The following is a 25,331-nucleotide window of genomic DNA, read 5'->3' as shown; positions in this document are numbered from 1 at the left end:
TCACACCTCCCCCGGCAGAGGGTGGCGAAAGATGAAGGCCTCGGGTTCGCCCGCCTCACGGATCACACCGTCCTGATACGCGCCCAGCCGTTTGGCCAGCGCGATCGAGCGGGCGTTGTCGGCGTCGATATAGCTGACAAGCGAGGGCAGCTTCAGCGTGCCGAAGGCGAAATCGCGCGCGGCGCGCGCGGCCTCGGCGGCATAGCCGTGCCCTTCACCCGCTTTGGTCATCACAAAGCCCAGTTCGGGTTCCTCGTCGCCGGGTTCGAACCCGATCACGACAAAGCCCAGCAGGACGCCGTCATGGGTTTCAACGGACCACAACCCATGCCCGCGCAGCAGCCACCCAGCCACCGTGTTGGCGAAATCATACCACGCGTCCTTGCGCGACGAGACGCCCAGATACGCGCCGCGGGGGCTGCAGGCGATCTCGGCATAGGCCGGGAAATCCGTCAGCACGGGCGCGCGCAGGCGCAGACGCTTGGTCTCCAGCACCGGGATTTGCGCGGCCATCGCAGCGGCGCGGTCGGCGGCTGGCCCCTTGATGGGGAGTTCGCAGGCAAAGCTCATGCCGCACCTCCTGCGATCGGGCGCGGATGCCGGTAGACCAGGCACGGTGTGTCGATCTTCGGTTGAGGCGCATCCGGATCGAGCGTTGCGCCCAGCCGTTCGGCCAGAGCAATCGATCGCGCATTGTCGGCATCGATATAGCTGACCGCCGTTTCCCATCCCAGCACATCAAACGCGTGCAGTATCGCGGCCTGCGCCGCATCGAAGGCAATACCTTTGCCTTCGGCCTCGGGCAGAACCAGCCAACCGATTTCATTCTCCGGCCAGTCCGCCGGACACCACGGACCGACCATGCCCAGGATCTGGTCATCGTCTTTGGCGGTCACGGCCCACATGCCAAATCCAAGAATGTCCCAGTGGCCGATTTCAGAGGCAAAGTGCCGCCAGGCGCGTCCCAGCGAATAGGGCCCGCCAATATGAACCGCTCGGTCGCTCTGAAAGAGTTGCAGCATCGCGTCGGTGTCGCGCCCGGCAGGTTTGCGCAGGATCAGACGCTCGGTTTCGAGGGTCGGGTTTGACGGAGAAAAGCCGGTCATGCCTCCCCCTCCGCCAGCTGTTCCGGGCCGGGGTGGCGATAAACCATCTCGGTGCCGTGGGTGACGTTTTCGTAGCTGCGCTCGAACCATGCCCCCATGCGTTCGGCCAACGCGACCGAGCGGTCATTGCCCGGGAAGATATTCGAGCTGAGCGTGTCGAAGCCCAGCACCTCATAGGCAAAGCGGCGCACCTCTTCGGCGGCCTCGCGGGCATAGCCCTTGCCCTCGGCGCCCTCGAACATGACCCAGCCCAGCTCCGGTTCCGGCCAACCCTCGGGGGCCCAGATGCCGACAAAGCCCACAGGCTGGCCGTCACGGGTTTCAGCCATCCAGAAGCCGTAGCCATGCAGAACCCAATGGCCGATCATGCTGGCGTACCACCGCCACGCCTCGTTGCGGCCCAGCGGCCCGCCAAAGCCCCAGCTACGGTCCTTGTCAGCAAAGAACGCGGCAACATTGTCGAAATCGCGCGCCTCGGGGCCACGCAGGATCAGGCGGTCGGTTTTCAGGGTGGGGATCTGGAGGTCGATCATGCGTAGGCCTCCATCCCGCCATTCACCAGATCGCCCGGGTCGGGGTGGCGCCAGACCTGCATGGTGCCGAACGCAGGGTGTTCATAGGTGTAGTCGAAGGTCGCGCCCAGCCGCTCGGCCACCGCCCGGCTGGCAGTGTTCGCCGGGTCGATCAGCGAGATCGCAGTTTCCCATCCCAGCACGTCATAGGCATGGGCGCGCGCGGCCAGCGCGGCCTCGGTCGCGTACCCCTTACCGGTCGCGGTGTTCATCAGGGTCCAGCCAATTTCCGGCTCGGGCCAGCTATGCGGGAACCATAGGCCGACATGGCCGGCATAAGTGCCAGTGTCCTTCTCCTCGACCCCCCAGAACCCATAGCCGCGCAGGGCCCAATGGCCGAGCAACATCGCAATCGAGCGCCAGGTCTCATCCGGGCGCTTCGGCCCGCCGACAAACTTCGAGGCATCCGAGGCAAAGAACTCGGCCTCAGCATCCAGATCCGCCTCGCAGGGCGCGCGCAGGATCAGACGCTCGGTCTCGAGCCGTGGGATGTTCAGGGACAGGCCGGTCATGCACAGGCCTCCACTCGGCCCCGGGCCGCATGCCGGTAGACGATTGTTTCGTCCCGCGTTTCCCCGGTGGGCAGTGGGGCCTTGGGGTCCGGCTCGGCGCCAAGCCGTTCGGCGACTGCGACCGAGCGGTTGTTGCCCGGCGTGATGTAGCTGACGATGGTCTTGACCGGCAGTTCGGCCCAGGCCCAATCCAGAGCGGCGAGTGCGGCCTCGGTCGCGTAACCATGGCCCTCGAAACCGTCGAGCAATACCCATCCGATTTCGACTTCCGGGAAATGTGCGGGCCTGTTGATGCCGACCTGCCCGACCAGGGCACTGTCCGCGCGCCGTTCAATCGCCCAGCTGCCATGGCCCAGCAAGGACCAGCTGCCAACCTCGGCGGCGACCATGTACCAGCTGTCCTTAGCCGAAAACGGCCCTCCCATGAACTGCGCACGCCGACTGGCCATCAGGTCACTCAGCGGCTCAAAGTCCGACATGACGTGATGGCGCAGCATAAGGCGCTCAGTCGTTATATTGGGAGCTCGATTCACTTACTTTTTCTTCCCGAACCCGCTCAGACCCGGAGGCAGGGCCATGCCGCCGCCGAGGCCGGGCAGGCCACCGGGCAGGCCTTTGCCGCCACCTATCGCCTTTGCCGCCTGTTCCAGCGCCTTGGGGTCCATGCCTTGGGCCATCTCGGCCATATCCGCGGGCGCACCACCCTTGCCGAACATGCCCTTCATGGCCTGTTTCAGCATCTTGCCTTTACCCATCTTGCCCATCTTCTTCATCATGTCCGACATCTGCCGGTGCATCTTCAGAAGCTTGTTAAGGTCGCTGACCTCCATGCCTGAACCCGCCGCGATCCGCTTCTTGCGGCTGGCCTGCAGCAAGGCAGGGTTGGCGCGTTCACGCTTGGTCATCGACTGGATCATGGCGATCTGACGGCGCAGGACCTTGTCGTCCATGCCCGCATCCTCGATCTGCTTGGCCATCTTGCCCATGCCCGGCATCATGCCCATCATGCCCTGCATGCCGCCCATCTGGATCATCTGTTCCAGCTGCATCTTCAGGTCATTCATGTTGAACTGACCCTTGACCATGCGCTTCATCATGCGCTCGGCCTGTTCGGCCTCGATGGTCTCCTGCGCCTTTTCGACCAGCGCGACGATGTCGCCCATGCCGAGGATGCGGCCCGCGATCCGGTCGGGCTCAAAGGTCTCCAGCGCGTCCATCTTCTCGCCCAGACCGACGAAGCGGATCGGCTTGCCAGTGACCGCGCGCATCGACAGTGCCGCACCGCCGCGCCCGTCGCCGTCCATCCGGGTCAGAACCACGCCCGAGATGCCGATCTTGGCGTCGAACTCCTCGGCCACCTCGACGGCAACCTGGCCGGTTAGGCCGTCGACCACCAGCAGCGTCTCGCGCGGCTCGACCACGTTGCGGACGTCCTCGACCTCTTGCATCAGCACTTCGTCGATATGCAGACGGCCCGCAGTATCCAGCATGTAGACGTCGTAGCCGCCCAGAGCTGCCTGCTGCTTGGCGCGTTTGGCGATGTCCACGGGTTTCTGGCCGGGCACGATGGGCAGCGTGTCGACACCGATCTGGGTGCCAAGCACCGCCAGCTGATCCATCGCCGCCGGGCGGTAGACGTCGAGCGAGGCCATCAGGACCCGTTTACCCTCTTTCTCCTTCAGCCGTTTGGCGAGCTTGCCGGTGGTGGTGGTCTTACCGCCACCCTGCAGGCCGACCATCAGGATCGGCGCGGGCGGGTTGTCGATCTTGAGCTTGCCGGGGTCTTCCTCGCCCCGCAGCACATCGACCAGCGCGTCATGGACGATCTTGACCACCTGCTGGCCGGGGGTGACCGACTTGGTCACGGCTTGACCGGTGGCCTGCTCCTGCACCTTCTTGATGAAGTCGCGGGCGACCGGCAGCGAAACGTCGGCTTCCAGAAGCGCCACGCGGACTTCGCGCAGGGCGGTTTTTACATCCTCTTCGGACAGGGCACCTTGCTTGGTCAGCCGATCGAAGACGCCAGAGAGGCGTTCGGATAGATTTTCAAACATGCCTGCGGCCTCCTTCGCCGGTTTGCTGTTGGCGCCCCATACTTAGGGGCGGACGGGTCAATGCACAAACGCCCCCACGGGCGTAACACGCTGGTGGGGGGCGATCCCTGAACGACTCAAGGGACCGGAAGGTGTGACGCTTCCGGATGATTGGCGGTCTCGTTACGTTGTATCGGCCGCCGAGTCAACTGGATGGGCTTGGTGCCATTCGTTCATCGCGTCCACCGCTCGGTGCATACGACCGGACCAATTGCTGTAGCCGGTGAAGAGCGGAACAATACTCGTGCCGTCGACATGAACGAAATACAGCACCGGTCGATAGTTTTTATTGTGCCCACCGGAACGCGACGGCTGCATTTCACTGCATCTGAAGTCCGAAAGTTTGAAAGAGTTCACCTGATGACCCATCAGCGTACGGCGGCGTATTGTTAGTTTGTCGTTTGGTCGATCCATTATTATCTGTATTCGCTGCACCAAACCCCAGAACAAAATGCCGAACACAACGACCGGCACAAGCAGTGCATACGCAATCTCGGCGATTTTTTTGTCAGCCTTGCTGAGTTCCGATAGGCCCGCTGCAAGAAACACAATCAGAATGCCGATCAGGAATAAGCCGGTCAGCCATGGCACGTATGACAGGATCAGTTGTTCAGGTGTGTTTCTGATGATCTTCATGAACGCGACGATAACATCAGGTCGCGGGCGAAGATCAAGCGGTTGCATCGCGCGCGCCGTTGCGTCATGAGCGATCCGCGACTTCAGGAGGATCTCATGGACGCATCTTCGGCCTTTCAGGACAGTCTGCCGGTCAGCTCGGATGCGCTTCTGGCGCATCTCACCGAATGGGGGCTGGACTATCGCCTGCATGAACATGTGCCGCTGCGCACTGTCGAGGAGTCGAAAGCGGTCGAGGATCAGTTCATGGTGCCCTGCGAAAAGGCGCTGCGGGTCAAGAACCTGTATCTGCGGGACAAGAAGAAACGGAACTATCTGGTCACGCTGGAGCAGAACCGCGAGATCGACCTCAAAGGCTTGGGCGCCGCGCTTGGGGTGGGGAACCTGTCCTTTGGCTCGCCCGACCGGCTGATGCAGAACCTCGGTATCCGCCCCGGTGCGGTCAGCCCGCTGGCGATGCTCAACGGCGTGAACAACAACGTGCGCTTTTTCATGGATGCCGCCGCGCAAGAGGCCGAGGTCATCTATATGCACCCGCTGGTCAACGACCGGACCGTGGCGATGGCGCAGACGGATGTGATGGCGTTTTTTGAGCGGATCGGGTGTGAGGTGACCTGGCTGCCCTGAGCATGAATATGTGCCTGAGGGCGCATGCCTCCGGCGGGGATGTTTCTTGCAAGAGGAAGAGCAGGGTGTGCTCAGCCGGGGTGCTTCGTGGGCTCGTCCCATAAGGCTTCACTCAGGGCGGCAGCGACGTGGGCGGCTGAGGGGTTGACGAACAGGTGCTCGTCGGCCTCAAAACTCACCGCGTCGAGATGTTCGGGGAAGGCAAGCGGCAATTCGGTGCAGGCGAGCAGGATGGCAGTGCCGGGCTCGGCGTGTGCGTTGCAGAACTCCAGCAGACGGGCGCGGGCGCGGTTCGAGGCGCCGCCATAGAAATCCTCGTCGATCATGGCCTGCATCTCTGCAATCTCGCTGTCCGGCAGGGTGTCGTTGGCGGTGATCCCGTGCGTCGAGAGGGTCTCGGCATAGTTGCGCGCCTGCATGGTCACTGTGGTGCCGAGGACCAGCGCCTGCGTCGCGCCGGTGGCGGCAGTCGCCCGGGCGGTTTCGTCGAAGATGCTGAGGATCGGCAGGGTCACGCCCTGCCGGATCGCGTGCAGCCTAGCGTGGGGCGTGTTCGATGCGATGATGGCGAAATCGCAACCGGCTTTCTCCAGCGTCAGCAATGCCTCGCGAAAGACGGCGTCAAATGCGGCCCAACTCACTTCATCGTCGGGATTGCCACGCAGAGCGCGAGTTTTGGCCTGGGTCACGGATTCGATGGTCATTGGCGGGACCGGCAGGGGCGAGCCATGGCCACGTTCGGCAAAGAACCGGCCTGCGCCTTCGGCTATCGCGCGGTAATAATCCACGGTCGAGGCCCAGCCGACGCCGCCGAGAATGCCGATCTTTTTCATTTTATGTGGGTCCCGTCTGCGGTTCCGTCCAAGGGCGCAGTTTGACCGGTTCCCGGAGTGTTGACCAGAGGTGGCATGCCGCCGACCCGGAAACGGCCGGCGGCAGTGAGTGGTGGCGGATCAGGCGGCCAGCTGCGCCACGGCGGCGCGCGCGCCTTCCAACGCTGCCTCGGGGTCCAGCGCCATGCGGTCGGCGGCGATCACCTCGACCTCTGTGATGCCGACAAAGCCCAGAACATGACGGGTATAGGTGGTGGCAAAGTCGATTTCGGAGTCTACGGCGGTGCCGCCCGAGGCCACGGCCAGGATGGCACGCTTGCCCTCAAGCAACCCTTTGGGGCCGGTCTCGCTATAGGCAAAGGTCTCACCCACGCGGGCGACAAGGTCGATCCAGGCCTTAAACGCGGCGGGCACCGAGAAGTTGTAGATGGGCAGGCCTATCACGATGGTGTCTGCCTCCTTCAACTCGGACACCAGTTCGTCCGACAGCGACAGCAGATCGCGCTGCACCGCGTCGCGCTGGTCCGCAGGGGTGAAGTTGGCGTTGACCCAATCCTCGGTCAGCAGCGGCAGCGGCGTGGCCAGATCGCGGCGGATGATGCGGCTGGCGCCCAGATGCTTGACGATCTGGCCGGACAGTTCGCGGGTGGTTGACCCGGCGCGGCGGGCCGAGGCGTCGATATGCAGGATGGTATGCGGCATTTTGCGGTTCCTCATAAGGGAGTCTCTTGCGGTGTCTGAAAATTGGTTATTGCACCAGCGAACGCAACGCCGATATATCAACAAGAAGTGTTGGATTTTGCACATTGAGGGCGACCCGATATGGACAACTGGGACGAGGTGCGCACCGCCTATCAGGTGGCGCGGATGGGAACGGTCAGCGGCGCGGCTGAGGTGCTGGGCGTGCACCACGCCACCGTCATCCGCCATATCGACGCCATCGAGGCCCGGCTGGGCGTCAAACTGTTCCAACGCCACGCGCGCGGCTACACGCCGACCGAGGCCGGGGACGACCTGTTGCGGGTGGCGCAGGCGACCGAGGATCAGTTCAATCAACTGGTCGGGCGGCTCAAGGGCAAGGGCGACGATGTGTCGGGCGAGTTGGTGGTGACCTCTCTGGCCTCGCTGGCGCCGCTGGTCGTGCCTGCATTGACCGAGTTCCAGCAGTCGCATCCGGGCCTGATCGTGCGCTACCTAACCGGCGACCGCCTGTTCCGGCTGGAATATGGCGAGGCCCATGTGGCGATCCGCGCCGGTGCCGCGCCAGATCAGCCGGACAATGTGGTGCAGCCCTTCGTGGCGCAGGAGGTTGGGCTCTATGCCAGCAAATCCTATATCGCCCGGTATGGCCGCCCCTCGGGCATCGAGGATTTCGCCAACCATTTCTTCATCGGCAATGACGACGAAAACAGCCGCGCGCCTTTCTCCCGCTGGCTGCGCGCCACTGCGCCCGCCGAGGCGCTCACCTTCCGCTGCACCAACAACTTCACCATGCGCGAGGCCGTGCGCGCCGGGGCCGGGATCGGCTTCATGGCCCGGTGGGAAGCCGCCCGAGATGACAATCTGGTCGAGGTCATGGACCCGCTGCCCGACTGGTCGGGCAAGCTGTGGCTGGTCACCCATGTGGACCTGCACCGCACCACCAAGGTCCAGGCCTTCCTGAAATTCATCAAGGAACAGTCCAAGGGCTGGTCGGTGTGAGCCCCGAGGCCCGTGGCCATCTGGCCATGCTCACATTCTCGGCGCTGGTCGCGGGCAGTTTCTCGCTGGGCTCGATGATCGCCAACGAGATCACGCCTGCCGCCCTGAACGCCGCCCGCTTTGCCATTGCATCGATCGTGATCGGAATTGCCGCAGTGGCAACCACCGGCCTGTCCCGCAGCGCCTTCCGCGCCCCGTGGCGGTATTTCGTGCTGGGCGGTCTGTTCGCCACCTATTTCGTGCTAATGTTCGAGGGGCTGAAAACCGCCCCGCCGGTCAGTGCCGCTGCAGTCTTCACTCTGACCCCGGTTATGGCTGCACTTGCGGGGTGGATGCTGCTGCGGCAGATCACGACGCTGCGCATGGCCGCGGCTCTTGCGGTGGGCGCCGTCGGAGCGCTCTGGGTGATCTTTCGCGCCGATTGGGCTGCCTTGCGCGCCTTTCAGATCGGGAGCGGCGAGGTCATCTACTTCTGGGGCTGCGTGGCCCACGCGATCTATGCGCCGATGGTCCGCAGGCTGAACCGGGGCGAGCCTGCGGTGGTCTTCACCTTCGGCATGCTGCTGGCCGGATGTGTGATGCTCATCTTATACGGCTGGTCCGATCTGAGGGCGACCGACTGGCTGAACCTGCCCGCCATCGTGTGGATCGGGCTGCTTTATGTGGCCATCTTTGCCAGTGCGGCCACCTTCGTACTGTTGCAATACGCCGCGCTCTATCTGCCGTCAGCCAAGGTCATGGCCTACACATATCTCACCCCAAGCTGGGTGATCCTGTGGGAGACCGCGCTGGGCAACGGCGCGCCAACCGGCCTCGTCCTGATAGGCATCGCCCTGACCGTCGTGGCGCTGCTGATGCTGCTGAAACCCGAGGATCAGGCCGCGCCGGCCCACCGCCGGCCCTAGTCGGATCAGGCGCTTTCGGTCCCAGTGCCCTCGGCTTCGGTCAACTCGGTCTCCAGAAACCGCTCGAACGCATCCAGGTTCACTGGCTCGAACTGGCCAAATCCCTGCATCCATACGGTGGCCGTGCGCATCGCGTCCGGTTCCAGCTTGCACCACTTGACCCGCCCGCGCTTTTCCTGCGCGATCAGCCCCGCCCGCGTCAGGATCACCAGATGTTTCGAGATCGCAGCCAGCGACATCTCGAAGGGTTCAGCCACATCCGTCACCGCCATGTCATCCTCAAGCAGCATCGCCAGAATGGCGCGCCGCGTGGGGTCGGCAAGGGCCGCAAAGACAGCGTCGAGATCGTCGGACATGTCCCGGCAGAACCATAACCCCGATCAATCGTCAACCATTTGGTTGAATATGCGATTTCGTCTCATTTGGCCTACGCACCCGCCGTGGCACGTGTGCGCCTCTGCCTCTTCTTGCTGAAAATACGCAATATAACAACAGGTTACACAGGCGCGACGCGCGACATCTGAGCCGTTGACTCTACGCCTTCTCCCCCTTAGCACCATGGCCAAGAAAGCGTGAGGGTGACGCCGTTGACCGAAGACGACCAAAAGCAGCGCCTGTCGCAGCTTGAGGAGCGGATCGAAGCGGCGAAAAAGGCCAAACAGCCCAAGCCCCGCGCGGATGCTGACATATCCGGGGGCGAGCTTGCCTGGCGGATGGTCATCGAAATGGTATCCGGTCTGGCGATCGGATTTGGCATCGGATACGGGCTGGACCGCCTGTTCGGGACGATCCCGATCTTTCTGGTGCTGTTCACATTGCTGGGCCTTGTCGCGGGCGTGAAGGTTATGCTCCGCAGCGCGAAAGAGGTTCAAGAGAAACAGACGGCGGCAAACGCGGCCGAGAAGGACGAGAGGGACTGAACGTGGCAGGCGACGCGAAAACCGCGGAACACGGCGCAGAAGCAGCAGAAGGCAGCAGCCTGGTTTTCCACCCGATGGACCAGTTCATCGTCAAGCCGCTGTTCGGTGACGGCCCGATTGCCTGGTACACGCCGACCAACGTGACCCTGTGGCTGTTCCTTGCCATCCTTGCCATCATCGGCCTGCTGGTCCTCAGCACCTCCAAGCGCGCCATCGTGCCGACCCGGATGCAGTCGATCGCCGAACTGGCCTATGGTTTCATCTACAAGATGCTCGAGGACATCTGCGGCAAGGAAGGCGTCAAGTTCTTCCCCTATGTCATGACCCTGTTCATGTTCATCGTGACCGCGAACTTCCTGGGCCTGATCCCGACGTCGTTTACGACCACGTCGCATTTCGCCGTCACCATCCCGCTGGCGCTGGCCGTGTTCCTGACCGTGACCATTCTGGGCTTCGTCAAGAACGGTGCCAGCTTCTTGGGTCTGTTCTGGGTGTCGAGCGCCCCGCTGGCGCTGCGCCCCATTCTGGCGATCATCGAGCTGATCTCGTACTTCGTGCGCCCGGTCAGCCACTCCATTCGTCTTGCCGGTAACGTCATGGCAGGCCACGCGGTTATCAAGGTGTTCGCAGGCTTCGCCGCGATCGCCGTGATCTCGCCCGTGTCGGTTCTGGCGATCACCGCAATGTACGGCCTCGAGGTCCTGGTGGCCTTCATTCAGGCCTACGTCTTCACCATTCTGACCTGTGTTTACCTGAAGGATGCGCTGCATCCGTCGCACTAAGGTCCGATACCCCAACATCGAAACTTCCAATTCGTAAGGAGATACATCATGGAAGGCGATCTCGCACACATCGGCGCAGGCCTGGCAGCAATCGGTTCCGGCGCAGCCGCAATCGGGGTGGGCAACGTTGCAGGCAACTTCCTGGCCGGCGCCCTGCGCAACCCTTCGGCGGCTGCTTCGCAGACCGCAACCCTGTTCATCGGTATCGCATTCGCAGAAGCCTTGGGGATCTTCGCATTCCTGGTCTCGCTGCTGCTGATGTTCGCCGTCTAATCTGCGGAACCTGATCCTTACGCGCAGGTGGGCCCAGGCCATAGCGGCCCACCTGTTGTAAAGACAACGTTCCGACGGAGGACATCATGGCGACTGAAACAACCGGAGCAGTAAGTACCTGCGTCGACTCCCATGGCTCAGCCATCGGGATGCCGCAGCTTTGCTTCGACTGGTTCCCGAACCAGATCTTCTGGCTCGTCGTTACACTGGTCGTCGTCTTTCTGGTCCTGTCGCGCGTGGCTCTGCCCCGCATCGCGGCGATCCTGGCCGAACGGACAGGGACCATTACCAACGACCTCGCCGCAGCCGAAGACCTGAAGGCCAAGGCGGTCGAGGCCGAGGAAGCCTATAACAAGGCGCTGGCCGATGCCCGTGCCGAAGCGCAGCGTATCGCGGCCGAGGCCCGTGCGGAAATCCAGGCCGATCTGGACGACGCCATCGCCAAGGCGGACGCGGAAATCGCTGCCAAAGCCGCTGAATCGGAACAGGCGATTGCCGAGATCCGTGCCGGCGCGCTGGACAGCATTCAGGTGGTTGCCAAGGACACGGCGGCCGAACTCGTCACCGCGCTGGGCGGTCAGGCCGATGCCGACGCCGTTGCAGGCGCCGTTGACGCCCGGATGAAAGGATAAGCGACATGCGCAATATTCTCGCCCTTATCCTGACCGCAGGCACCGCCAGCCCGGCACTGGCCGCAAGCGGCCCGTTCTTCTCGCTGGGCAACACCGACTTTGTCGTGCTGCTGGGGTTCATCGTGTTCATCGCGGTGCTCTTCTACTTCAAGGTGCCCGGCCTGATCGGCGGCGCCCTGGACAAGCGGGCCGAGGGCATCCAGTCCGAACTGGACGAGGCCCGCGCCCTGCGCGAAGAGGCACAGACCCTGCTGGCCTCGTATGAACGCAAGCAGCGCGAAGTGCAGGAACAGGCCAGCGCCATCGTCGCTGCCGCCAAGGAAGATGCCGGACTGGCCGCCGAGCAGGCCAAGGCGGATCTGGAGACCTCGATCGCCCGCCGTTTGGCAGCGGCCCAGGACCAGATCGCATCGGCCGAGGCTTCGGCGGTGAAAGAAGTGCGCGATCAGGCGATCTCGGTTGCCGTTGCCGCCGCGAAAGCGGTTCTGGCCAAGCAGATGACCGCCACCCAGGCCAACCAGCTGATCGACGCGGCCATCGCCGACGTGGACGCCAAGCTGCACTGATCAATCGGAAACGGCCTGCGGGCCGTTTCTTTTTCGGATGCCATCCGGCCCATCCCGATCCCCGGCAGGCAAGACATGCCATCCCAATCTCTCAATATCTTAGGCGTGGTCCGTAACGGCGGCACGGCTTTGGCCGAGTCCCTCGGTTGCATCGAGCGGCTACGCCAAGAGCTTGCCGAGAGCCGCGTGATCATCGCGACAAACGACAACACCGATGACACGGATCGGATCCTTGGTGATTTCGCGGCCGGATCAAACGGCGTCGATGTTCTGACGATGGATGGGTTGTCCGCGACCTGTCCCGACCGGGTGGACCGCATATGCCACGCGCGAAACGAAGTGCTGGGACACCTGTTCGCTACTGGGCCTCTTTACCCAATGACGCTGATCCTGGACCTCGACGGCCCCAACACGGCGTTGAACAGCCAGGCTGTCCTTGGCGCGATGTCGCGCCGGGTTCCGCATTGGGACGCCGTGTTTGGAAACCCGCAGCCGTCCTATTACGACCTGTACGCCCTGCGCTGCGAAGGATGGTGTGACGAAGATGTCTGGCAGCGCATCCATTCGGAGAGCAAGCCGCTCTTCTTTCGGAAACGCTGGCGGCAGAATTTGCTGCAAAGGCTCATCTATGATCGCCAGTATCACATCCCGACGGATGCCCCGCTGATACCGGTAAAAAGCGCCTTTGCCGGCCTGGGCCTCTATCGAACCAGCTCTCTGGACGGGTTGAGATATTCCAGCAAGGACGACGACGGCAGTCGCGTCTGTGAACATGTTCTTTTGCACAGGCAGATGCGCGCGGGTGGGGCCAGGCTGTTCATCGATCCGGGATTGACGACGCTCGCCCCCTCTGAGCATCTGGGAGTGGCCGGCGGTGCACCGCTGCCAAAGCATCTGTATGGTGAATCGACGTCGATAGGATGAGAAATGTCCCAGTCCCCGCTGACCGGTCAGGCAGGAAGACTTCTGTTCGAGCACAAGGTCATAGGCCGTCACAACGCCGCGTACTACCTGGATGAAAGCTGCGGCTACATCTGGGTCGACGCGCCCCACTGGCTGGATGAGGCCTATAGCGATGCGATTGCACTGACCGACACAGGGATTCTGGCGCGCAACCTGAACAACATCCGTATTGTCTCCATGGCGATGCGCGCCAACGGACTGGCCCAGGCGCGGGGGATCGATCTGGGTGCGGGCTACGGCCTGCTGGTACGCGGCCTGCGGGACGTCGGAATCGACTTCCACTGGTCGGACCCCTTTGCGGACAACCTGCTGGCGCGCGGGTTCGAAGCTGACGAAGGCCCATATGAGGTTGCAGCCGCCTTCGAGGTTCTGGAACATTTGCCGGATCCGCTGGGGCATCTGAAAACCGCACGCGCGCAGTTCGGTTATGAGACGCTGTTTTTCTCGGCCACCTGTTTCGACCCCGGCGACATCCCCGGTCCGGACTGGTGGTACTGGGCCTTTGAAACCGGCCAGCACATCAGCTTTTTCTCTGAACAGTGCCTGGACTTCATGGCGCATGAGTTGGGGATGCGCAAAGTGCATCTCAAAGGGGACGTCTACGCCTTTACCACCCTGTCAGACCTGAGTTGGCCCGGCGGATGGACCCGTCGCAGGCTGGAAAGAAAGGCCCGCAAGGCCAGCCTTGCTGAACAGGATTACGCTGCAATGAAGCAGCGCGTGCTCGCTGCACAACGCGACTCCTGATCGTCAGCCCTGACCGGTTTCATGCTCCAGCCGCTGCCGGGCGATGGCCTCGTTGCGCTCGGCTTTCTGCTGGTCGGCTAGACACTGCTTTACATAGCTCAGATGCGCCTCGACAGCGGCGCGGGCGCCGTCGGGGTTACGTTCCTGAAGGGCCGTGTTGATCGCCCGGTGCTGGTCCAGGATGGCGGTGCGGGTGGTGCGCTGGTGGAACATGATCCGGCGGTTATAGAACACGCCCTGCCGCAGCAGCTCGAACATCGACCGCATCATGTGCAGCATCACCACGTTGTGGCTGGCCTCGATGATCGCCATGTGGAACTGCGCATCCAGTTGCGCCTCGTCATCGGCGGCGCGGCGGCTGTGGGCCGTCTCCATCTTGTCATAGATCGTCTGGATCACCTTCAGATCGCTGTCCGACCCCAGCCGCGCGGCGCGTTCGGCGGCCAGCCCCTCCATGTCGCGCCGGAACGACAGGTAATCGAACACCGCCTCGTCATGGGTGCCGAACAACCGAATCAGGGCCGGGGAAAATGCCGACCCCAGCACCTCGGCCACAAAGATGCCGGACCCCGCCTTGGCGGTCAGCAGCCCCTGTTCCTGCAACTCGGCAATCGCGTCCCGCAGCGACGGGCGCGACACGCCCAGCCGTTCGGACAGTTCCCGCTCGGACGGCAACCGCTCACCCGGCCGCAGGATACCGCGCAGGATCAGTTCCTCGATCTGGCGGACAACGGCGGTCGAGAGCTTCTCGGATTGGACTTTCTGGAAGGGCATCCTGCGCTCATTCAGATTGGTCAAAACATATGACCACGTAAGCGCGGCAGCCGCAAGCTCTGGGCACACGATCACAAGCGCTGTAACATTAGGTCAGCATTGTTGACTTTAATGCGCTCCACAATAGGCTCCCCCGGTCACAGGCCCGAGGAGGACCCCATGTCGCTGGACCAGATATTCGCCACCCGCGCATCCCGGATGAAAGCCTCCGAGATTCGCGAGTTGCTCAAGCTGCTGGACCAGCCCGGCATCATCTCCTTCGCCGGCGGCATCCCGGACCCGGCGTTGTTTCCGGCGGATGAGTTTGCCGAGGCGTTTGCCGCCGCCCTTGAGCCCTCGCACCAGGCGCAGGCGCTGCAATATTCGGTGAGCGAGGGGTATCTGCCCCTGCGCCGATGGATCGTGGACCAGATGGCCGGGATCGGGATCGCGTGCGGGGTCGAGAACGTGCTGATCACCTCGGGCTCGCAACAGGCGCTGGATTATCTGGGCAAGCTGTTCCTGTCGCCCGGCGACACCGCGCTGGTCGGCTGGCCCACCTATCTGGGCGCGCTGGCGGCGTTCAACGCCTACGAGCCGCGCTACGATCAACTCAGCATCAACGGCAACCGCCCGGCGGCGGATTACGCGGACGCTGCGGCGATCAGCGGGCGGGTCAAGTTCGCCTATCTCTCCGCTGATTTCGCCAACCCGACCGGCGAGACGGTGGACAGGCGCGGGCGCGAGGCGCTGCTGGATTTGGCCGAGGAGCTGGATTGCGCGGTGATCGAGGACGCCGCTTATCAGGCTCTGCGCTACGACGGTGAGGCGGTGCCGCCGATCCTGTCGCTCGAAATCGCACGCAAGGGCTCCGTCGAGGCCTGCCGCACGGTTTACTGTGGCAGCTTCTCGAAAACCCTGTCCCCGGGTCTGCGCGTCGGCTGGGTGGTGGCCGCACAACCGATCATCGCGCAGATGGTACTGCTGAAGCAGGCCGCCGACCTGCATTCCTCGACCATCAATCAGATGGCGATTGCGCGTGTGGCCGAGCGCAGCTTCGACACCCATATCCCCAAGCTCCGCGCCGTCTATCAGCGGCGGCGCGACGCGATGCTGGCGGCGCTGTCCCGGCACATGCCCGAGGGTGTGCAGTGGACCCGGCCCGAGGGTGGCATGTTCGTCTGGCTCATCCTGCCGCCGGGGATGGACGGTGGCGCCTTGCTGGAGCGCTCGCTGGACACGGTCCGGGTCGCCTTCGTGCCCGGACAGGCCTTCTTTGCCGACGGCTCCGGTGCCAACACGCTGCGGCTGAGCTTTTCCTGCACCGACGAGGCGGTGATCGAGGACGGCATCCGGCGGCTGGGCGAGTTGCTGCGGTCGCAGCAGCCGGAAAGGGTCTGTTAACCAATTCCTGTCAGTGCTGGCGCATGTTCCGCTGGTTGCCCCTTTTCCTGCTGGCCGCATGTGCCACGGTAACCCCGCATTTCCGCGGGGTGCCCGCAACGCGGGTCAAGGTCGAGGACAGCATCTTCGACGTCCGTGTGCGCGGCAATCTGGCCGAGGCGATCCGGATAAACATGCAATACGCCCCACGTCTGGGACCTATTCGAGAGCGGGCCGGGGTCGCCATGGCGCAGGTTTCGGGTTGCGAGGTGATCGAGGTTCTGGGCGATGCAGCCGTCACCACCGGGGTTCTGGGCTGCGACCGCGAGGCGGGCGAATGGCTGCTGAAAACCGCCATCGCCACCCCCCGCTATGACTGCATTGAAAACTCGGCCTGGGTGAACGAAGGGCCGGGCCCGAACTACGCCGAATTTGAGTGTTACCCTTACTGATCACCCGCGATCCAATAGTGAAAGCGGCAAGGTATTGTGGATAAGTCGCCTCAATCGGCCATATCCTGCGGGTATCCGTTGACTCCGACCCGTTCCATTGCGCAGACTCCTAGATCACAGGAATCATGGATAACCACCATTGCGCTTTAGCAAGCTCAGACTGACCGGCTTCAAAAGCTTCGTTGACCCGACCGACCTTATCATCGCGGACGGGCTGACTGGTGTGGTGGGTCCGAATGGCTGCGGCAAGTCCAACCTGCTGGAGGCCTTGCGCTGGGTGATGGGTGAAAACCGTCCCAAGGCGATGCGCGGCGGCGGGATGGAGGATGTGATCTTTGCCGGCGCCGCCACCCGGCCCGCCCGCAACTTTGCCGAAGTGGCGCTGACCCTGGACAATTCCGAGCGGCTGGCGCCCTCGGGCTTCAACGAAAGCGACACGTTGGAGATCGTGCGGCGGATCACCCGCGACGTGGGCAGCGCCTACAAGACCAACGGCAAGGATGTGCGGGCCCGCGACATCCAGATGCTGTTTGCCGACGCCTCGACCGGGGCGCATTCCCCGGCGCTGGTGCGGCAGGGGCAGATTGCCGAACTGATCAACGCCAAACCCAAGGCGCGCCGCCGTATTCTGGAAGAGGCGGCGGGGATCTCGGGCCTCTATCAGCGGCGGCACGAGGCCGAACTGAAACTCAAGGGCACCGAAACCAACCTGACCCGCGTCGATGACGTGCTGGAACAGCTGGGTGCGCAACTGGCGCAACTGGCCCGGCAGGCCCGTCAGGCGGCACGCTATCGCGAGATCGGCGAACAACTGCGGCAGGCCGAAGGCATGCTGCTCTACCGCCGCTGGAAAGAGGCCGACATGGCCCGCCAGCTGGCCGAGGACAAGCTGCGCGAGCGCATCACCGAAGCCTCCCGCGCCGAGGCCGAGGCGCGTCAGGCCGAGGCGCTGCGTATCAAGGCGGACGAAACCCTGCCACCGCTGCGTGAGGAAGAGGCCATTGCGGCAGCGGTGCTGCAGCGCCTGCAGGTGCAGCGCGATGCGCTCGACGATCAGGAGGCGCGCGCGCGCCAGACCATCACCACGCTCACGGCCCGGATCGAACAGCTGGGCCGCGATATCGACCGCGAGACCGGGCTGAACCGGGACGCCGGCGAGACCATCGAGCGGCTGGAATGGGAGGCGCGCGAGCTGGCCAAGGCCGCCGAAGGCCATGACGACCGGCTGGCCGAGGCCGCCGAGATCTCCCATGACGCGGCTGGGGTGCTGCGCGACCGTGAAGAGCACCTGTCGCAGGTCACCGAGGATGTGGCGCGGCTGGTCGCCCGGCACCAGTCGGCGCAGCGTCTGGTCGAAGACAACCGCAAGACGCTGGCCCGGTCCGAGGGTGAAGAGGAAAAGGCCCGCACCGCCGTGGACGAGGCCCGCAGCACCGTGACCCGTGCGGGCGAGGCGTTCGAGGTGGCGCAGGAGGCCGAGGAAGAGGCCCGCGAAGCCGCCGAAGCCGCCGAAGAGGCGCTGGCCGCCGCCGACGAGCTGCGCAACGATACGCAGGCGCGCGAGGCCGAGGCGCGGGCACAGCGCTCGGAGGCCGAGGGCGAGTTGGGCGCGCTCCGCGCCGAGACGACGGCGCTGGCCAAGCTGGTCGAGCGCGACACCGCCGAGGGCGGGCAGGTGCTGGATCTGATGCGGGTCGAGCCGGGCTTTGAAAAGGCACTGGGCGCCGCGCTGGCCGATGATCTGCGGGCGCCGCTGGTCGAAGGGGATGGCCCCTCGGGCTGGATACAGGTGCCTGGCTATGACGCGGATCAACCCTTGCCCGAGGGCGCGAACCCGCTGGCGCTGCATGTGTCGGGTCCTGACCGCCTGAGCCGCCGGATCGCCCAGATCGGCGTGGTCGAGGCGGATGATGGCGCGCGCTTGCAGGCGCAGTTGGAACCGGGGCAGCGGCTGGTGTCGCGGTCCGGTGATCTCTGGCGCTGGGACGGGTTCCGCGCCTGGGCCGAGGACGCGCCGAGCGCCGCCGCGCTGCGGCTGGAACAGCTCAACCGGCTTGAGGCGCTCAAGCAGGAACTGGCGCAGGCCGAAGCGCAGGCCGACGGCGCCCGCGCCGCGCATGAGGCGCTGTCGCAGCAGCTTGCGGATGTGACCGGAGCCGACCGACGCGCCCGCGAGGCCCGCCGTGCCGCCGATCAGAGCGTGGCCGAGACTGCGCGCGCACTCAGCCGGGCCGAGGCGGATCGTAACTTGGCGCAGGGCAGGCTGGAAACCTTGTCCTTGGCGGTCGAGCGCCACAAGGAAGACGCCATGGCCGCCCGAGTGCAGCTGCGCGAGGCCGAGGGCGCACTGGCCGGCCTTGGCGATCTCGACAATGCCCGCGCGCAGGCCGAGGACATCAAGCAAACCGTCGAGGCGGCGCGGATCACCATGCTGACCCACCGTTCGTCCCATGACGAGTTGCGGCGCGAGGGCGAGGCGCGGACCCGCCGCTCGCAGGAGGTAACCAAGGATCTGAGCGGCTGGCGGCACCGGCTTGAAACCGCAGGCAAGCGGATCTCGGAACTGGCCGAGCGCAAGGCATCCTCGCAGGAGGAACTGACCGAAGCGATGGCAGTGCCGGGCGAGATTGCTGAGTCCCGCGAGGAGCTGAACGAACAGGTCGAGGCCGCCGAGGCCCGCCGCGCCGAGGCCGCCGACCATCTGGCCGAGGCCGAGACCGGGCAGCGCGCGGCTATTCTCGCTGAGCGGGAAGCCGAGCGCGTGGCCTCAGAGGCGCGCGAGGCGCGTGCTGCCGCCGAGGCGCGCACCGAAGCGGCCCGCGAAAGCGTGGTGGCTGCCGCCGAACGGATCGCCGAAGATCAGCAGCTTACGCCCAACCAACTCCTGAACCAGCTCGACGTGGATCCCGACCGGATGCCCGCCGCCGATGCGCTGGAGGCCGAGGTCAACCGGCACAAACGCCAGCGCGACGCGATGGGCGCCGTCAACCTGCGCGCCGAAGAGGATTCGCGCGAGGTGCAGGAAGAATTCGATGCGCTGAGCTCGGAAAAGGCCGACCTGGAAGAAGCGGTGAAGGCTCTGCGCAGCGGCATCGCCAGCCTCAACCGCGAAGGGCGTGAGCGGCTGCTGACCGCATTCGAGCAGGTGAATTCGAACTTCGCCATGCTGTTCAAGCACCTCTTCGGCGGCGGGGAGGCCAATCTGGTCATGGTCGAAAGCGACGACCCGCTGGATGCGGGGCTGGAGATCATGTGCCAGCCACCGGGCAAGAAGCTCTCGACCCTCAGCCTGCTGTCGGGCGGCGAGCAGACCCTGACCGCCATGGCGCTGATCTTTGCTGTGTTCCTGGCCAATCCGGCACCGATCTGTGTGCTGGACGAGGTAGACGCGCCGCTCGATGACGCCAACGTGACCCGGTTCTGCGACCTGCTGGACGAGATGTGCCGCCAGACCGACACCCGCTTCCTGATCATCACTCACCACGCGGTGACGATGGCGCGGATGGATCGGCTGTTCGGCGTGACCATGCAGGAACAGGGCGTCAGCCAACTGGTCTCGGTCGACCTCAAGAAAGCCGAGGCGATGGTGGCCTAAAGCGCAACCCGAAAAGTGGGAACCGGTTTTCGGATCAAACTACGCGGTACCAAAAATGGACAGAGCGGTACCTTCGATGCAGATCTATCTGTCGCCGCTCCACCCTCTCACCGCAACGTGACTGCATGTTTTCCGTGTCTCAGCTAGGCTCGGCCCATGCGACGCTACCTGATCCCCGCCCTGTGCCTTGCAACGCCTCTTGCCGCAGCCGATTGGTCCCTTCGTCAAGACGACGTACCGCTCAGCCGCGCCGAGTTGGAGGCGCTCGAAGGGCGGACCTTGACGTTCTACGATGACGGCCAGTCCAGATACCTGGCCGATGGCGCCTATACCTACACCTACTCGGCCAAGAACGGGGGCGGGACCGCCTTCGGCACCTATCGCATTGCCGAGGATGGCAGCATATGCACCGAGTTCCAAAACGGGTTCAGCCGCTGCGATCTCTATGTGCACAGCGGCGAACGGCTGATCCTGATCAACGAAAAGGGTGAACGTTTTCCGGTGCGGCCGGAGTGACGGGAAAAGCCGCTTGCAAGCGGCTTAAGCGGTTTCGAAACCGCTTGAAACAAGGCGTTTCGAAACGCCTTGTCAGCGGTGGCGACCGCAGCGCGATGTGTTAGATCGCGGATTTCCGGATATCTCGTGCCTAGAGACGGTTGAGCAGTTCCGCGGTCGGCCACGCATCCGCAGGCAGACCCAGCCGCACTTGTTCCGCCTGCACGGCGGCACGGGTTCCGGCGCCGAGGATGCCGTCGATCTTGCCCACATCGTGCCCGCGCGCTTGCAGTTTGCTTTGCAGCTGTTTCATCTGTTGCCCCGATAGTCCCTGCGCCGGGCGGCCCGCGTCATAGACCTGTGCCCCTTCCAGCCGGGTGGCGAAATAGGCGGCGGTCAGCACGTAGACAAAGCTCTGGTTCCACTCGAAATACACATTGAAATTCGGATAGGCGAGGAAAGCCGGGCCTGTATGCCCTTGCGGCAGGATCAGCGAGGCCTGCATCTCGCCCGACGGCAGATCGCCAGCGCGGGGACGCACTCCCATCCCCTGCCATTCCGAAACCGTCAGGCTGCGGGCCGGGCCGGAAAGAGACCAGTCCAGCGCGTCCGGCACTACTACTTCCTGAAGCCAGGGCTGACCTGCCTGCCAGCCCAGCCCGGACAGCATCTTGGCACCGGACATCAGGGCATCGGGGGCCGAGCTTTTCAGCGACACCTTGCCGTCGCCATCCGCGTCCACCCCGTTTTCCAGAATGTCGCGGGGCAGCATCTGCACCATGCCGATCTCGCCCGCCCAGGCGCCGGTCGTGCGCGCGGGATCGAAACCGCCCTGCTCGTACAGCTCCAGCGCGGCAAAGATCTGGGGCCGGAACAGCTCGGGCCTGCGGCAGTCATGGGCCAGCGTCACCAGCGCGTTGCGGGTGTTGAAGTCGCCCTGAAACGCGCCGTAATCGGTCTCAAACGCCCAAAAGGCCAGCAGCACACCGCGCGAGATGCCGTATTCCGCTTCGATCCGGTCAAAGACGGCGTCGTATTTCTGCGCCATCGCGCGGCCCCGGTCGATCCGGTTCTGTGAGATCAGGTGGCGGGAAAAATCGATGAACGGTTTCTGGAACACGCCCTGTGCCCGATCCGCCCTGAGCACCTTGGCGTCCTGGCTCACGCCTTTGAAAAAGGTATTAACAGCCGCCGTGTCATGACCCTTGGCAACAGCCTCGGCCTTGAGGCCCTTCACGAAACTCTGAAAGCCGCCGCCGCACTCCGCAAGGGCAGGCGAGGCGATCAGCAGGGAGGCAGCTATTTGGCAGGCAAGGCGTATCATGGTGAGCAATCCGATCTGGGAAAGGTCAAGGTATCAGTGACAGGGCCAGCCCCGCAATCACCAGCCCGAGCGTCAGGGCCCAGACCTGCCAGAGCATAGCGATAGCGCGCTCTATTTCATGCGGGCCAATGTCCTTGCGGGCCGCTTCGTTGACCCAGGCAAGGTGGCGGATCTGGCCGTGATAACTGCGCGGCCCGGCGAGGGCCACGTTCAGCGCACGGGCCATGGCGGCTTCGGGCCAGCCGGCATTGGGCGAGATATGGCGTCGCGCATCCTCGACGATGCCGCGCCAGCGGGCGAAGCTGTTCGACAGAACCATGATCATCAGGCCGGTCAGCCGCGCGGGGACCAGGTTCAGCAAGTCGTCGAGCCGGGCCGCGGCCCAGCCGAACTCGGCATATTTCTCGTTGCGATAGCCGATCATGCTGTCGGCGGTGTTGACGGTCTTATAGAGCAGCAGGCCGGGCAGACCGCCGATCAGGAACCAAAAGGCCGGGGCGATCACCCCGTCGCTCAGGTTTTCCGAGGCGCTTTCGATGGCCGACCGGGCAACCTGCGCCTCATCCATCGCGGAGGTATCGCGCGAAACGACGCGCGCGACCATCCGGCGCCCATCGGGCAGCGAAACACGCAGCGCCTCGGCCACGTTGCGCACATGGGTCACCAGTGATTTCTGAGCGAGCAGCACGGCGCAACAGAGAACCTCGACCACCGGCCCGAGCCAACCAAGAACGGTGCCGAGAACCACCGCTCCCAGACTCAGCAGCAAGGTTACCCCGACCCCCTTCAGCCGCTTGCTCGTACCCGTGTTTAGCCGCCGGTCCAATGCGCCGATGACATTGCCGATCATGACCGCCGGATGGCGGATGCGGGACCAGAGCCAGTCGGGTTCGCCCAATACTGCATCGAGCACCATCGCGACGGCGAGCATAAGCGCGGTGCTCACAGGGCGCTCTCCAGCCGGTCCCATCCTCGGGCTGGGGGCAGGCCGAGGCGCAGGAAGTGGTCGGAATAGGGAAAGACCCGGCTCCAGATATGCGCGCGTGCAAGGCGGGATTGCCACGCGGCGGCATCCTCGACACGGTAGAGGCGGAACAGGGTCGTACCGCCTGACAGCTCGGCGCCTTTCGCGGTCAGCAGACTATCCAGCCGTGCGGCATCGGCGGCCAGCCGGGTGCGGATCTGCTCGGCCCAGCCGTGATCCAGCAGCGCCTGCGTGCCGATCCGCAGGGCGGGGCCCGAGACCGCCCAAGGACCAGTCAGGTCGTTCAGCCGGGCGATGATCTCGGGCCGCGCAATGGCAAAGCCCAGCCGCAGCCCGGCGAGGCCCCAGAACTTGCCAAAGCTTTTCAGCACCACCGTTCCGGGCCGCCCGGCCAGACGGATCAGCGAGGCATCGGGCGTCACGTCGCAAAAGCTCTCGTCGATCGCCGTCAACGGGGCCGAGGCATCGGTGGCGGTCCACAGCCGGCCATCTGGATTGTTGGGATGGACCAGAACCCGCGCCTCGGCCGGGCCAGTGCTCTGCACCGACCAGCCGTGGGCCGAAAAGGCAGCGGCGTGTTCGTTGTAGGTCGGGGGCGTGATTTCGACCGTGCCTGCGGGGGCTAATGCGGGTATCCGCGCGATAAGGGCCGAGGCACCCGGTGCGGGCAGGATCGCCGCGCCTTCGGGCACCGACCAAAAGCTGCGGGCGGCGGCCACCAAAGCCTCGAACGTGCCGTGATCGGGCAGTTCTGTCCAATCGGAGTGCGCCAGATCTCCGATTGGATAGGGGTGCGGGTTTATGCCCGTGGACAGGTCGATCCACTCCGAACGGGCACCGCCAAACAGGCGCATCGCCCCGTCCAGCCCGCCGCCATGATCACGGCGCGCGCGGGGGTCGATCGAATCCATTTGCATGTCGAGCACATCGGTCATTTGCGGTCTTTTGCGGGAAGTTCCCCTTGCTTGTACACCCGCTTCCGGCGAATTTTTGCCGATAGCGTCCGCAAATCCACCTGTTTTCAAGGCGTTTGGGCCGGCGTTAACCGTTTGTTAAGCAAATAGCCGGATCACGAGACTACGGGGGACGGCACCATAAAAACGCTCACAGTGCCGAGGTTGTCGCAAAATGAAGGTTCTGATCGTAGAAAGCAACCCGGAGCTGGGCCGGGTCTGGCAGCGCCATCTGGAACGTCAGGGCGCCGAGGTCACGCTGGTCACTTCGCAGGAAGCGGCCATACTTGCCCTCTATGGCACCGCGTTCGAGATCCTGGTGCTGGACCTGGTTCTGGATCAGGGCAGCGCGCTGGCAGTTGCCGATTTCGCCAGCTACCGCCGCCCCGAGGCGCGGGTGATTTTCGTCACCAACACCACCTTCTTTTCAGACGGTTCGATCTTTGCCCACAGCTCGAACGCCTGCGCCTATGTGCAAAGCGGCACGCCGCCCGAGGATCTGGCGGCGATGGTCGAACACTACGCGGCGGGGCGCAGATCGCGTCCGTGCGGCTCTAGATAATCCAGTTCCGGGTTCACCGGGATGATCCGGTGCGGGTTGATGCTGTCATGGCTGTAGTGATAGTGGCGCACGATATGGTGCATGTTCACCGTCTGCGCGACGCCCGGCCACTGATACAGCTCGCGAGTAAAGGCCCAGAGGTTCGGATAATCGATCAGCCGCCTGCGGTTGCACTTGAAATGCAGGTGATAGACCGGGTCGAAGCGGATCAGGGTGGTAAACAGCCGCCAGTCGGCCTCGGTCACGCGCTCGCCCATCAGATAGCGGTTCTGTGACAACCGCTGTTCCAGCCAGTCCAGTGTTTCGAACAGGGGATGCACGGCGGCGTCATAAGCCTCCTGACTGGTGGCAAAACCGCATTTGTAGACACCGTTGTTGACGGTGGAATAGATGCGGGCATTCACCTCTTCGATCGCGTCGCGCATCGGCTCGGGCCAGTAATCGTCGGTATTGCCGGTGATCCCGTCGAAGGCCGCGTTGAACATACGGATGATTTCCGAGCTTTCGTTCGACACGATGGTCTCGCGCTCGGTGTCCCACAGGATCGGCACGGTCACGCGGCCGGAATAGGCAGGATCGGCCTTGGTATAGACCTGATGCGCGCGGGTCAGGCCATAAAGCCGGTCGCCGGTGGCGCCTTGGTCGTCGGTCTCGAACGTCCAGCCTTCGGTCAGCATGTCGGGATGCACGACCGAAACGCCGATATGTTCCGTCAGCCCCTTGAGCTCACGAAAGATCAGGGTGCGATGCGCCCAGGGGCAGGCAAGGCTGACGTAAAGGTGATAGCGCCCCGAGGCGGCGGTGAACCCGCCCTGTCCCGAGGGGCCGGGCGCGCCGTCCGGCGTGATCCAGTTGCGGAACTGCGCCGCCGAGCGTTTGAACGCGCCGCCGGTGGTTTTGGTGTCATACCAGGTGTCGTGCCATGTGCCGTCTACAAGCAGGCCCATTTCGGGGATCCTCC

At 64.1% G+C, this 25,331-nt stretch carries 30 protein-coding genes; 15 read left to right on the top strand and 15 right to left on the bottom strand.

The features are described from left to right. The 7 genes from GOX53_RS15965 to GOX53_RS15935 form a co-directional block, all read right to left on the bottom strand. A complete protein-coding gene (locus tag GOX53_RS15965) occupies nt 1–570 on the bottom strand; it encodes a GNAT family N-acetyltransferase (protein ID WP_171178028.1) in 570 nt (189 codons plus the stop codon). Further along, nucleotides 567–1,106, bottom strand: a complete 540-nt coding sequence (locus GOX53_RS15960) for a GNAT family N-acetyltransferase (RefSeq protein WP_171178026.1) — start codon at nt 1,104–1,106, stop codon at nt 567–569. Before GOX53_RS15960 ends, GOX53_RS15965 begins: the two co-directional genes overlap by 4 nt. Next, nucleotides 1,103–1,639 carry a GNAT family N-acetyltransferase gene (locus GOX53_RS15955; protein ID WP_171178024.1) on the bottom strand — a complete coding sequence of 179 codons (537 nt, stop codon included), beginning with the start codon at nt 1,637–1,639 and terminating at the stop codon, nt 1,103–1,105. Before GOX53_RS15955 ends, GOX53_RS15960 begins: the two co-directional genes overlap by 4 nt. After that, entirely contained in the window at nt 1,636–2,190 is a 555-nt protein-coding gene (locus GOX53_RS15950) for a GNAT family N-acetyltransferase (protein ID WP_171178022.1), read from the bottom strand. Before GOX53_RS15950 ends, GOX53_RS15955 begins: the two co-directional genes overlap by 4 nt. Next, nucleotides 2,187–2,687 (bottom strand): GNAT family N-acetyltransferase, encoded by a 501-nt coding sequence (locus tag GOX53_RS15945; protein ID WP_171178020.1) that lies wholly within the window; start codon nt 2,685–2,687, stop codon nt 2,187–2,189. The genes GOX53_RS15950 and GOX53_RS15945 overlap by 4 nt, the downstream gene beginning before the upstream one ends. A gap of 36 nt (nt 2,688–2,723) precedes the next feature. Then, a complete protein-coding gene (gene ffh, locus GOX53_RS15940; protein ID WP_171178018.1) occupies nt 2,724–4,244 on the bottom strand; it encodes a signal recognition particle protein in 1,521 nt (506 codons plus the stop codon). Nucleotides 4,245–4,406: 162 nt separating this feature from the next. Beyond that, on the bottom strand, nt 4,407–4,967 hold the full coding sequence (locus tag GOX53_RS15935) for a hypothetical protein (RefSeq protein WP_171178016.1): 561 nt from the start codon (nt 4,965–4,967) through the stop codon (nt 4,407–4,409). Between the two features lie 48 nt (nt 4,968–5,015). On the opposite strand from GOX53_RS15935, the gene GOX53_RS15930 reads away from it, so the two are divergent. Beyond that, nucleotides 5,016–5,546 (top strand): prolyl-tRNA synthetase associated domain-containing protein, encoded by a 531-nt coding sequence (locus tag GOX53_RS15930; RefSeq protein ID WP_171178014.1) that lies wholly within the window; start codon nt 5,016–5,018, stop codon nt 5,544–5,546. Nucleotides 5,547–5,617: 71 nt separating this feature from the next. Here the strand turns inward: GOX53_RS15930 and GOX53_RS15925 are convergent, their stop codons facing one another. Together GOX53_RS15925 and GOX53_RS15920 are read right to left on the bottom strand one after the other, a co-directional pair. Beyond that, a complete protein-coding gene (locus GOX53_RS15925) occupies nt 5,618–6,379 on the bottom strand; it encodes an aspartate/glutamate racemase family protein (protein ID WP_171178012.1) in 762 nt (253 codons plus the stop codon). 120 nt (nt 6,380–6,499) lie between these two features. Then, nucleotides 6,500–7,081 (bottom strand): FMN-dependent NADH-azoreductase, encoded by a 582-nt coding sequence (locus GOX53_RS15920; protein WP_171178010.1) that lies wholly within the window; start codon nt 7,079–7,081, stop codon nt 6,500–6,502. 120 nt (nt 7,082–7,201) lie between these two features. Here GOX53_RS15920 and GOX53_RS15915 point away from each other — a divergent pair, with 120 nt between their 5' ends. Together GOX53_RS15915 and GOX53_RS15910 are read left to right on the top strand one after the other, a co-directional pair. Beyond that, a complete protein-coding gene (locus tag GOX53_RS15915; RefSeq protein ID WP_171178009.1) occupies nt 7,202–8,080 on the top strand; it encodes a LysR family transcriptional regulator in 879 nt (292 codons plus the stop codon). Further along, entirely contained in the window at nt 8,077–8,985 is a 909-nt protein-coding gene (locus tag GOX53_RS15910; RefSeq protein ID WP_171178007.1) for a DMT family transporter, read from the top strand. Before GOX53_RS15915 ends, GOX53_RS15910 begins: the two co-directional genes overlap by 4 nt. A 5-nt stretch (nt 8,986–8,990) precedes the next feature. Here the strand turns inward: GOX53_RS15910 and GOX53_RS15905 are convergent, their stop codons facing one another. Continuing rightward, nucleotides 8,991–9,341, bottom strand: coding sequence for a helix-turn-helix transcriptional regulator (locus tag GOX53_RS15905; protein ID WP_171178005.1), 351 nt, complete (start codon nt 9,339–9,341; stop codon nt 8,991–8,993). A 231-nt stretch (nt 9,342–9,572) separates the two neighbouring features. On the opposite strand from GOX53_RS15905, the gene GOX53_RS15900 reads away from it, so the two are divergent. From GOX53_RS15900 to GOX53_RS15870, 7 genes are all read left to right on the top strand, one after another. Next, nucleotides 9,573–9,905: an AtpZ/AtpI family protein gene (locus GOX53_RS15900; protein ID WP_171178003.1), complete on the top strand. Its 333-nt coding sequence runs from the start codon at nt 9,573–9,575 to the stop codon at nt 9,903–9,905. A gap of 2 nt (nt 9,906–9,907) precedes the next feature. Beyond that, a complete protein-coding gene (locus tag GOX53_RS15895; RefSeq protein WP_367936657.1) occupies nt 9,908–10,687 on the top strand; it encodes a F0F1 ATP synthase subunit A in 780 nt (259 codons plus the stop codon). A 48-nt stretch (nt 10,688–10,735) separates the two neighbouring features. Then, entirely contained in the window at nt 10,736–10,960 is a 225-nt protein-coding gene (locus GOX53_RS15890) for a F0F1 ATP synthase subunit C (RefSeq protein ID WP_005981269.1), read from the top strand. 86 nt (nt 10,961–11,046) lie between these two features. Next, complete coding sequence (locus GOX53_RS15885) at nt 11,047–11,592, top strand: F0F1 ATP synthase subunit B' (protein ID WP_171178001.1); 546 nt, start codon at nt 11,047–11,049, stop codon at nt 11,590–11,592. A 5-nt stretch (nt 11,593–11,597) separates the two neighbouring features. Then, on the top strand, nt 11,598–12,158 hold the full coding sequence (locus GOX53_RS15880; protein ID WP_171177999.1) for a F0F1 ATP synthase subunit B: 561 nt from the start codon (nt 11,598–11,600) through the stop codon (nt 12,156–12,158). Nucleotides 12,159–12,233: 75 nt separating this feature from the next. Then, nucleotides 12,234–13,082, top strand: coding sequence for a hypothetical protein (locus tag GOX53_RS15875; protein WP_171177997.1), 849 nt, complete (start codon nt 12,234–12,236; stop codon nt 13,080–13,082). A gap of 3 nt (nt 13,083–13,085) precedes the next feature. Continuing rightward, nucleotides 13,086–13,868 (top strand): class I SAM-dependent methyltransferase, encoded by a 783-nt coding sequence (locus tag GOX53_RS15870; RefSeq protein WP_171177995.1) that lies wholly within the window; start codon nt 13,086–13,088, stop codon nt 13,866–13,868. A 3-nt stretch (nt 13,869–13,871) separates the two neighbouring features. On the opposite strand, the gene GOX53_RS15865 is transcribed toward GOX53_RS15870, so the two are convergent. Beyond that, nucleotides 13,872–14,642 carry a FadR/GntR family transcriptional regulator gene (locus GOX53_RS15865; protein ID WP_171177993.1) on the bottom strand — a complete coding sequence of 257 codons (771 nt, stop codon included), beginning with the start codon at nt 14,640–14,642 and terminating at the stop codon, nt 13,872–13,874. A 159-nt stretch (nt 14,643–14,801) separates the two neighbouring features. On the opposite strand from GOX53_RS15865, the gene GOX53_RS15860 reads away from it, so the two are divergent. From GOX53_RS15860 to GOX53_RS15845, 4 genes are all read left to right on the top strand, one after another. Continuing rightward, a complete protein-coding gene (locus GOX53_RS15860) occupies nt 14,802–16,025 on the top strand; it encodes a PLP-dependent aminotransferase family protein (protein ID WP_171177991.1) in 1,224 nt (407 codons plus the stop codon). 23 nt (nt 16,026–16,048) lie between these two features. Beyond that, a complete protein-coding gene (locus GOX53_RS15855; protein ID WP_254446588.1) occupies nt 16,049–16,456 on the top strand; it encodes a hypothetical protein in 408 nt (135 codons plus the stop codon). 139 nt (nt 16,457–16,595) lie between these two features. Beyond that, entirely contained in the window at nt 16,596–20,051 is a 3,456-nt protein-coding gene (locus GOX53_RS15850) for a chromosome segregation SMC family protein (protein WP_171177989.1), read from the top strand. A 156-nt stretch (nt 20,052–20,207) separates the two neighbouring features. After that, nucleotides 20,208–20,567: a hypothetical protein gene (locus GOX53_RS15845; protein ID WP_171177987.1), complete on the top strand. Its 360-nt coding sequence runs from the start codon at nt 20,208–20,210 to the stop codon at nt 20,565–20,567. 130 nt (nt 20,568–20,697) lie between these two features. Here the strand turns inward: GOX53_RS15845 and GOX53_RS15840 are convergent, their stop codons facing one another. Genes GOX53_RS15840 through GOX53_RS15830 form a run of 3 tightly spaced genes read right to left on the bottom strand, consistent with a single transcriptional unit; the run spans nt 20,698 to nt 23,790 of the window. Further along, entirely contained in the window at nt 20,698–21,870 is a 1,173-nt protein-coding gene (locus tag GOX53_RS15840; protein WP_171177985.1) for a lytic murein transglycosylase, read from the bottom strand. A gap of 25 nt (nt 21,871–21,895) precedes the next feature. Beyond that, nucleotides 21,896–22,816: an adenosylcobinamide-phosphate synthase CbiB gene (gene cbiB, locus GOX53_RS15835; RefSeq protein WP_171177984.1), complete on the bottom strand. Its 921-nt coding sequence runs from the start codon at nt 22,814–22,816 to the stop codon at nt 21,896–21,898. Further along, nucleotides 22,813–23,790 (bottom strand): threonine-phosphate decarboxylase, encoded by a 978-nt coding sequence (locus GOX53_RS15830; protein ID WP_254446587.1) that lies wholly within the window; start codon nt 23,788–23,790, stop codon nt 22,813–22,815. Before GOX53_RS15830 ends, cbiB begins: the two co-directional genes overlap by 4 nt. 193 nt (nt 23,791–23,983) lie before the next feature. Here GOX53_RS15830 and GOX53_RS15825 point away from each other — a divergent pair, with 193 nt between their 5' ends. Then, complete coding sequence (locus GOX53_RS15825; protein ID WP_171177982.1) at nt 23,984–24,370, top strand: response regulator transcription factor; 387 nt, start codon at nt 23,984–23,986, stop codon at nt 24,368–24,370. Here the strand turns inward: GOX53_RS15825 and GOX53_RS15820 are convergent. Then, nucleotides 24,328–25,317, bottom strand: a complete 990-nt coding sequence (locus GOX53_RS15820; RefSeq protein WP_171177981.1) for a glutathione S-transferase family protein — start codon at nt 25,315–25,317, stop codon at nt 24,328–24,330. The genes GOX53_RS15825 and GOX53_RS15820 overlap by 43 nt on opposite strands. Between the last annotated feature and the right edge of the window lie 14 nt (nt 25,318–25,331).

This window comes from Ruegeria sp. HKCCD8929 (assembly GCF_013031405.1).
Lineage (GTDB): Bacteria > Pseudomonadota > Alphaproteobacteria > Rhodobacterales > Rhodobacteraceae > Ruegeria.
Note: the sequence above shows the minus strand (reverse complement) of the source record. Positions and strands in the feature narration are given on the sequence as shown.

What these genes read in the sequence shown, in the direction of transcription:
- GOX53_RS15965 (WP_171178028.1), bottom strand. Translation starts at nt 570, where the DNA reads ATGAGCTTTGCCTGCGAACTCCCCATCAAGGGGCCAGCCGCCGACCGC.
- GOX53_RS15890 (WP_005981269.1), top strand. Translation starts at nt 10,736, where the DNA reads ATGGAAGGCGATCTCGCACACATCGGCGCAGGCCTGGCAGCAATCGGT.
- GOX53_RS15920 (WP_171178010.1), bottom strand. Translation starts at nt 7,081, where the DNA reads ATGCCGCATACCATCCTGCATATCGACGCCTCGGCCCGCCGCGCCGGG.
- GOX53_RS15845 (WP_171177987.1), top strand. Translation starts at nt 20,208, where the DNA reads ATGCGACGCTACCTGATCCCCGCCCTGTGCCTTGCAACGCCTCTTGCC.
- GOX53_RS15930 (WP_171178014.1), top strand. Translation starts at nt 5,016, where the DNA reads ATGGACGCATCTTCGGCCTTTCAGGACAGTCTGCCGGTCAGCTCGGAT.
- GOX53_RS15915 (WP_171178009.1), top strand. Translation starts at nt 7,202, where the DNA reads ATGGACAACTGGGACGAGGTGCGCACCGCCTATCAGGTGGCGCGGATG.
- GOX53_RS15825 (WP_171177982.1), top strand. Translation starts at nt 23,984, where the DNA reads ATGAAGGTTCTGATCGTAGAAAGCAACCCGGAGCTGGGCCGGGTCTGG.
- GOX53_RS15840 (WP_171177985.1), bottom strand. Translation starts at nt 21,870, where the DNA reads ATGATACGCCTTGCCTGCCAAATAGCTGCCTCCCTGCTGATCGCCTCG.
- GOX53_RS15885 (WP_171178001.1), top strand. Translation starts at nt 11,047, where the DNA reads ATGGCGACTGAAACAACCGGAGCAGTAAGTACCTGCGTCGACTCCCAT.
- GOX53_RS15830 (WP_254446587.1), bottom strand. Translation starts at nt 23,790, where the DNA reads ATGACCGATGTGCTCGACATGCAAATGGATTCGATCGACCCCCGCGCG.
- GOX53_RS15955 (WP_171178024.1), bottom strand. Translation starts at nt 1,639, where the DNA reads ATGATCGACCTCCAGATCCCCACCCTGAAAACCGACCGCCTGATCCTG.
- GOX53_RS15855 (WP_254446588.1), top strand. Translation starts at nt 16,049, where the DNA reads ATGTTCCGCTGGTTGCCCCTTTTCCTGCTGGCCGCATGTGCCACGGTA.
- GOX53_RS15945 (WP_171178020.1), bottom strand. Translation starts at nt 2,687, where the DNA reads ATGCTGCGCCATCACGTCATGTCGGACTTTGAGCCGCTGAGTGACCTG.
- GOX53_RS15925 (WP_171178012.1), bottom strand. Translation starts at nt 6,379, where the DNA reads ATGAAAAAGATCGGCATTCTCGGCGGCGTCGGCTGGGCCTCGACCGTG.
- GOX53_RS15880 (WP_171177999.1), top strand. Translation starts at nt 11,598, where the DNA reads ATGCGCAATATTCTCGCCCTTATCCTGACCGCAGGCACCGCCAGCCCG.
- GOX53_RS15905 (WP_171178005.1), bottom strand. Translation starts at nt 9,341, where the DNA reads ATGTCCGACGATCTCGACGCTGTCTTTGCGGCCCTTGCCGACCCCACG.
- GOX53_RS15860 (WP_171177991.1), top strand. Translation starts at nt 14,802, where the DNA reads ATGTCGCTGGACCAGATATTCGCCACCCGCGCATCCCGGATGAAAGCC.
- ffh (WP_171178018.1), bottom strand. Translation starts at nt 4,244, where the DNA reads ATGTTTGAAAATCTATCCGAACGCCTCTCTGGCGTCTTCGATCGGCTG.
- GOX53_RS15865 (WP_171177993.1), bottom strand. Translation starts at nt 14,642, where the DNA reads ATGCCCTTCCAGAAAGTCCAATCCGAGAAGCTCTCGACCGCCGTTGTC.
- GOX53_RS15960 (WP_171178026.1), bottom strand. Translation starts at nt 1,106, where the DNA reads ATGACCGGCTTTTCTCCGTCAAACCCGACCCTCGAAACCGAGCGTCTG.
- GOX53_RS15870 (WP_171177995.1), top strand. Translation starts at nt 13,086, where the DNA reads ATGTCCCAGTCCCCGCTGACCGGTCAGGCAGGAAGACTTCTGTTCGAG.
- GOX53_RS15875 (WP_171177997.1), top strand. Translation starts at nt 12,234, where the DNA reads ATGCCATCCCAATCTCTCAATATCTTAGGCGTGGTCCGTAACGGCGGC.
- GOX53_RS15950 (WP_171178022.1), bottom strand. Translation starts at nt 2,190, where the DNA reads ATGACCGGCCTGTCCCTGAACATCCCACGGCTCGAGACCGAGCGTCTG.
- GOX53_RS15935 (WP_171178016.1), bottom strand. Translation starts at nt 4,967, where the DNA reads ATGCAACCGCTTGATCTTCGCCCGCGACCTGATGTTATCGTCGCGTTC.
- GOX53_RS15820 (WP_171177981.1), bottom strand. Translation starts at nt 25,317, where the DNA reads ATGGGCCTGCTTGTAGACGGCACATGGCACGACACCTGGTATGACACC.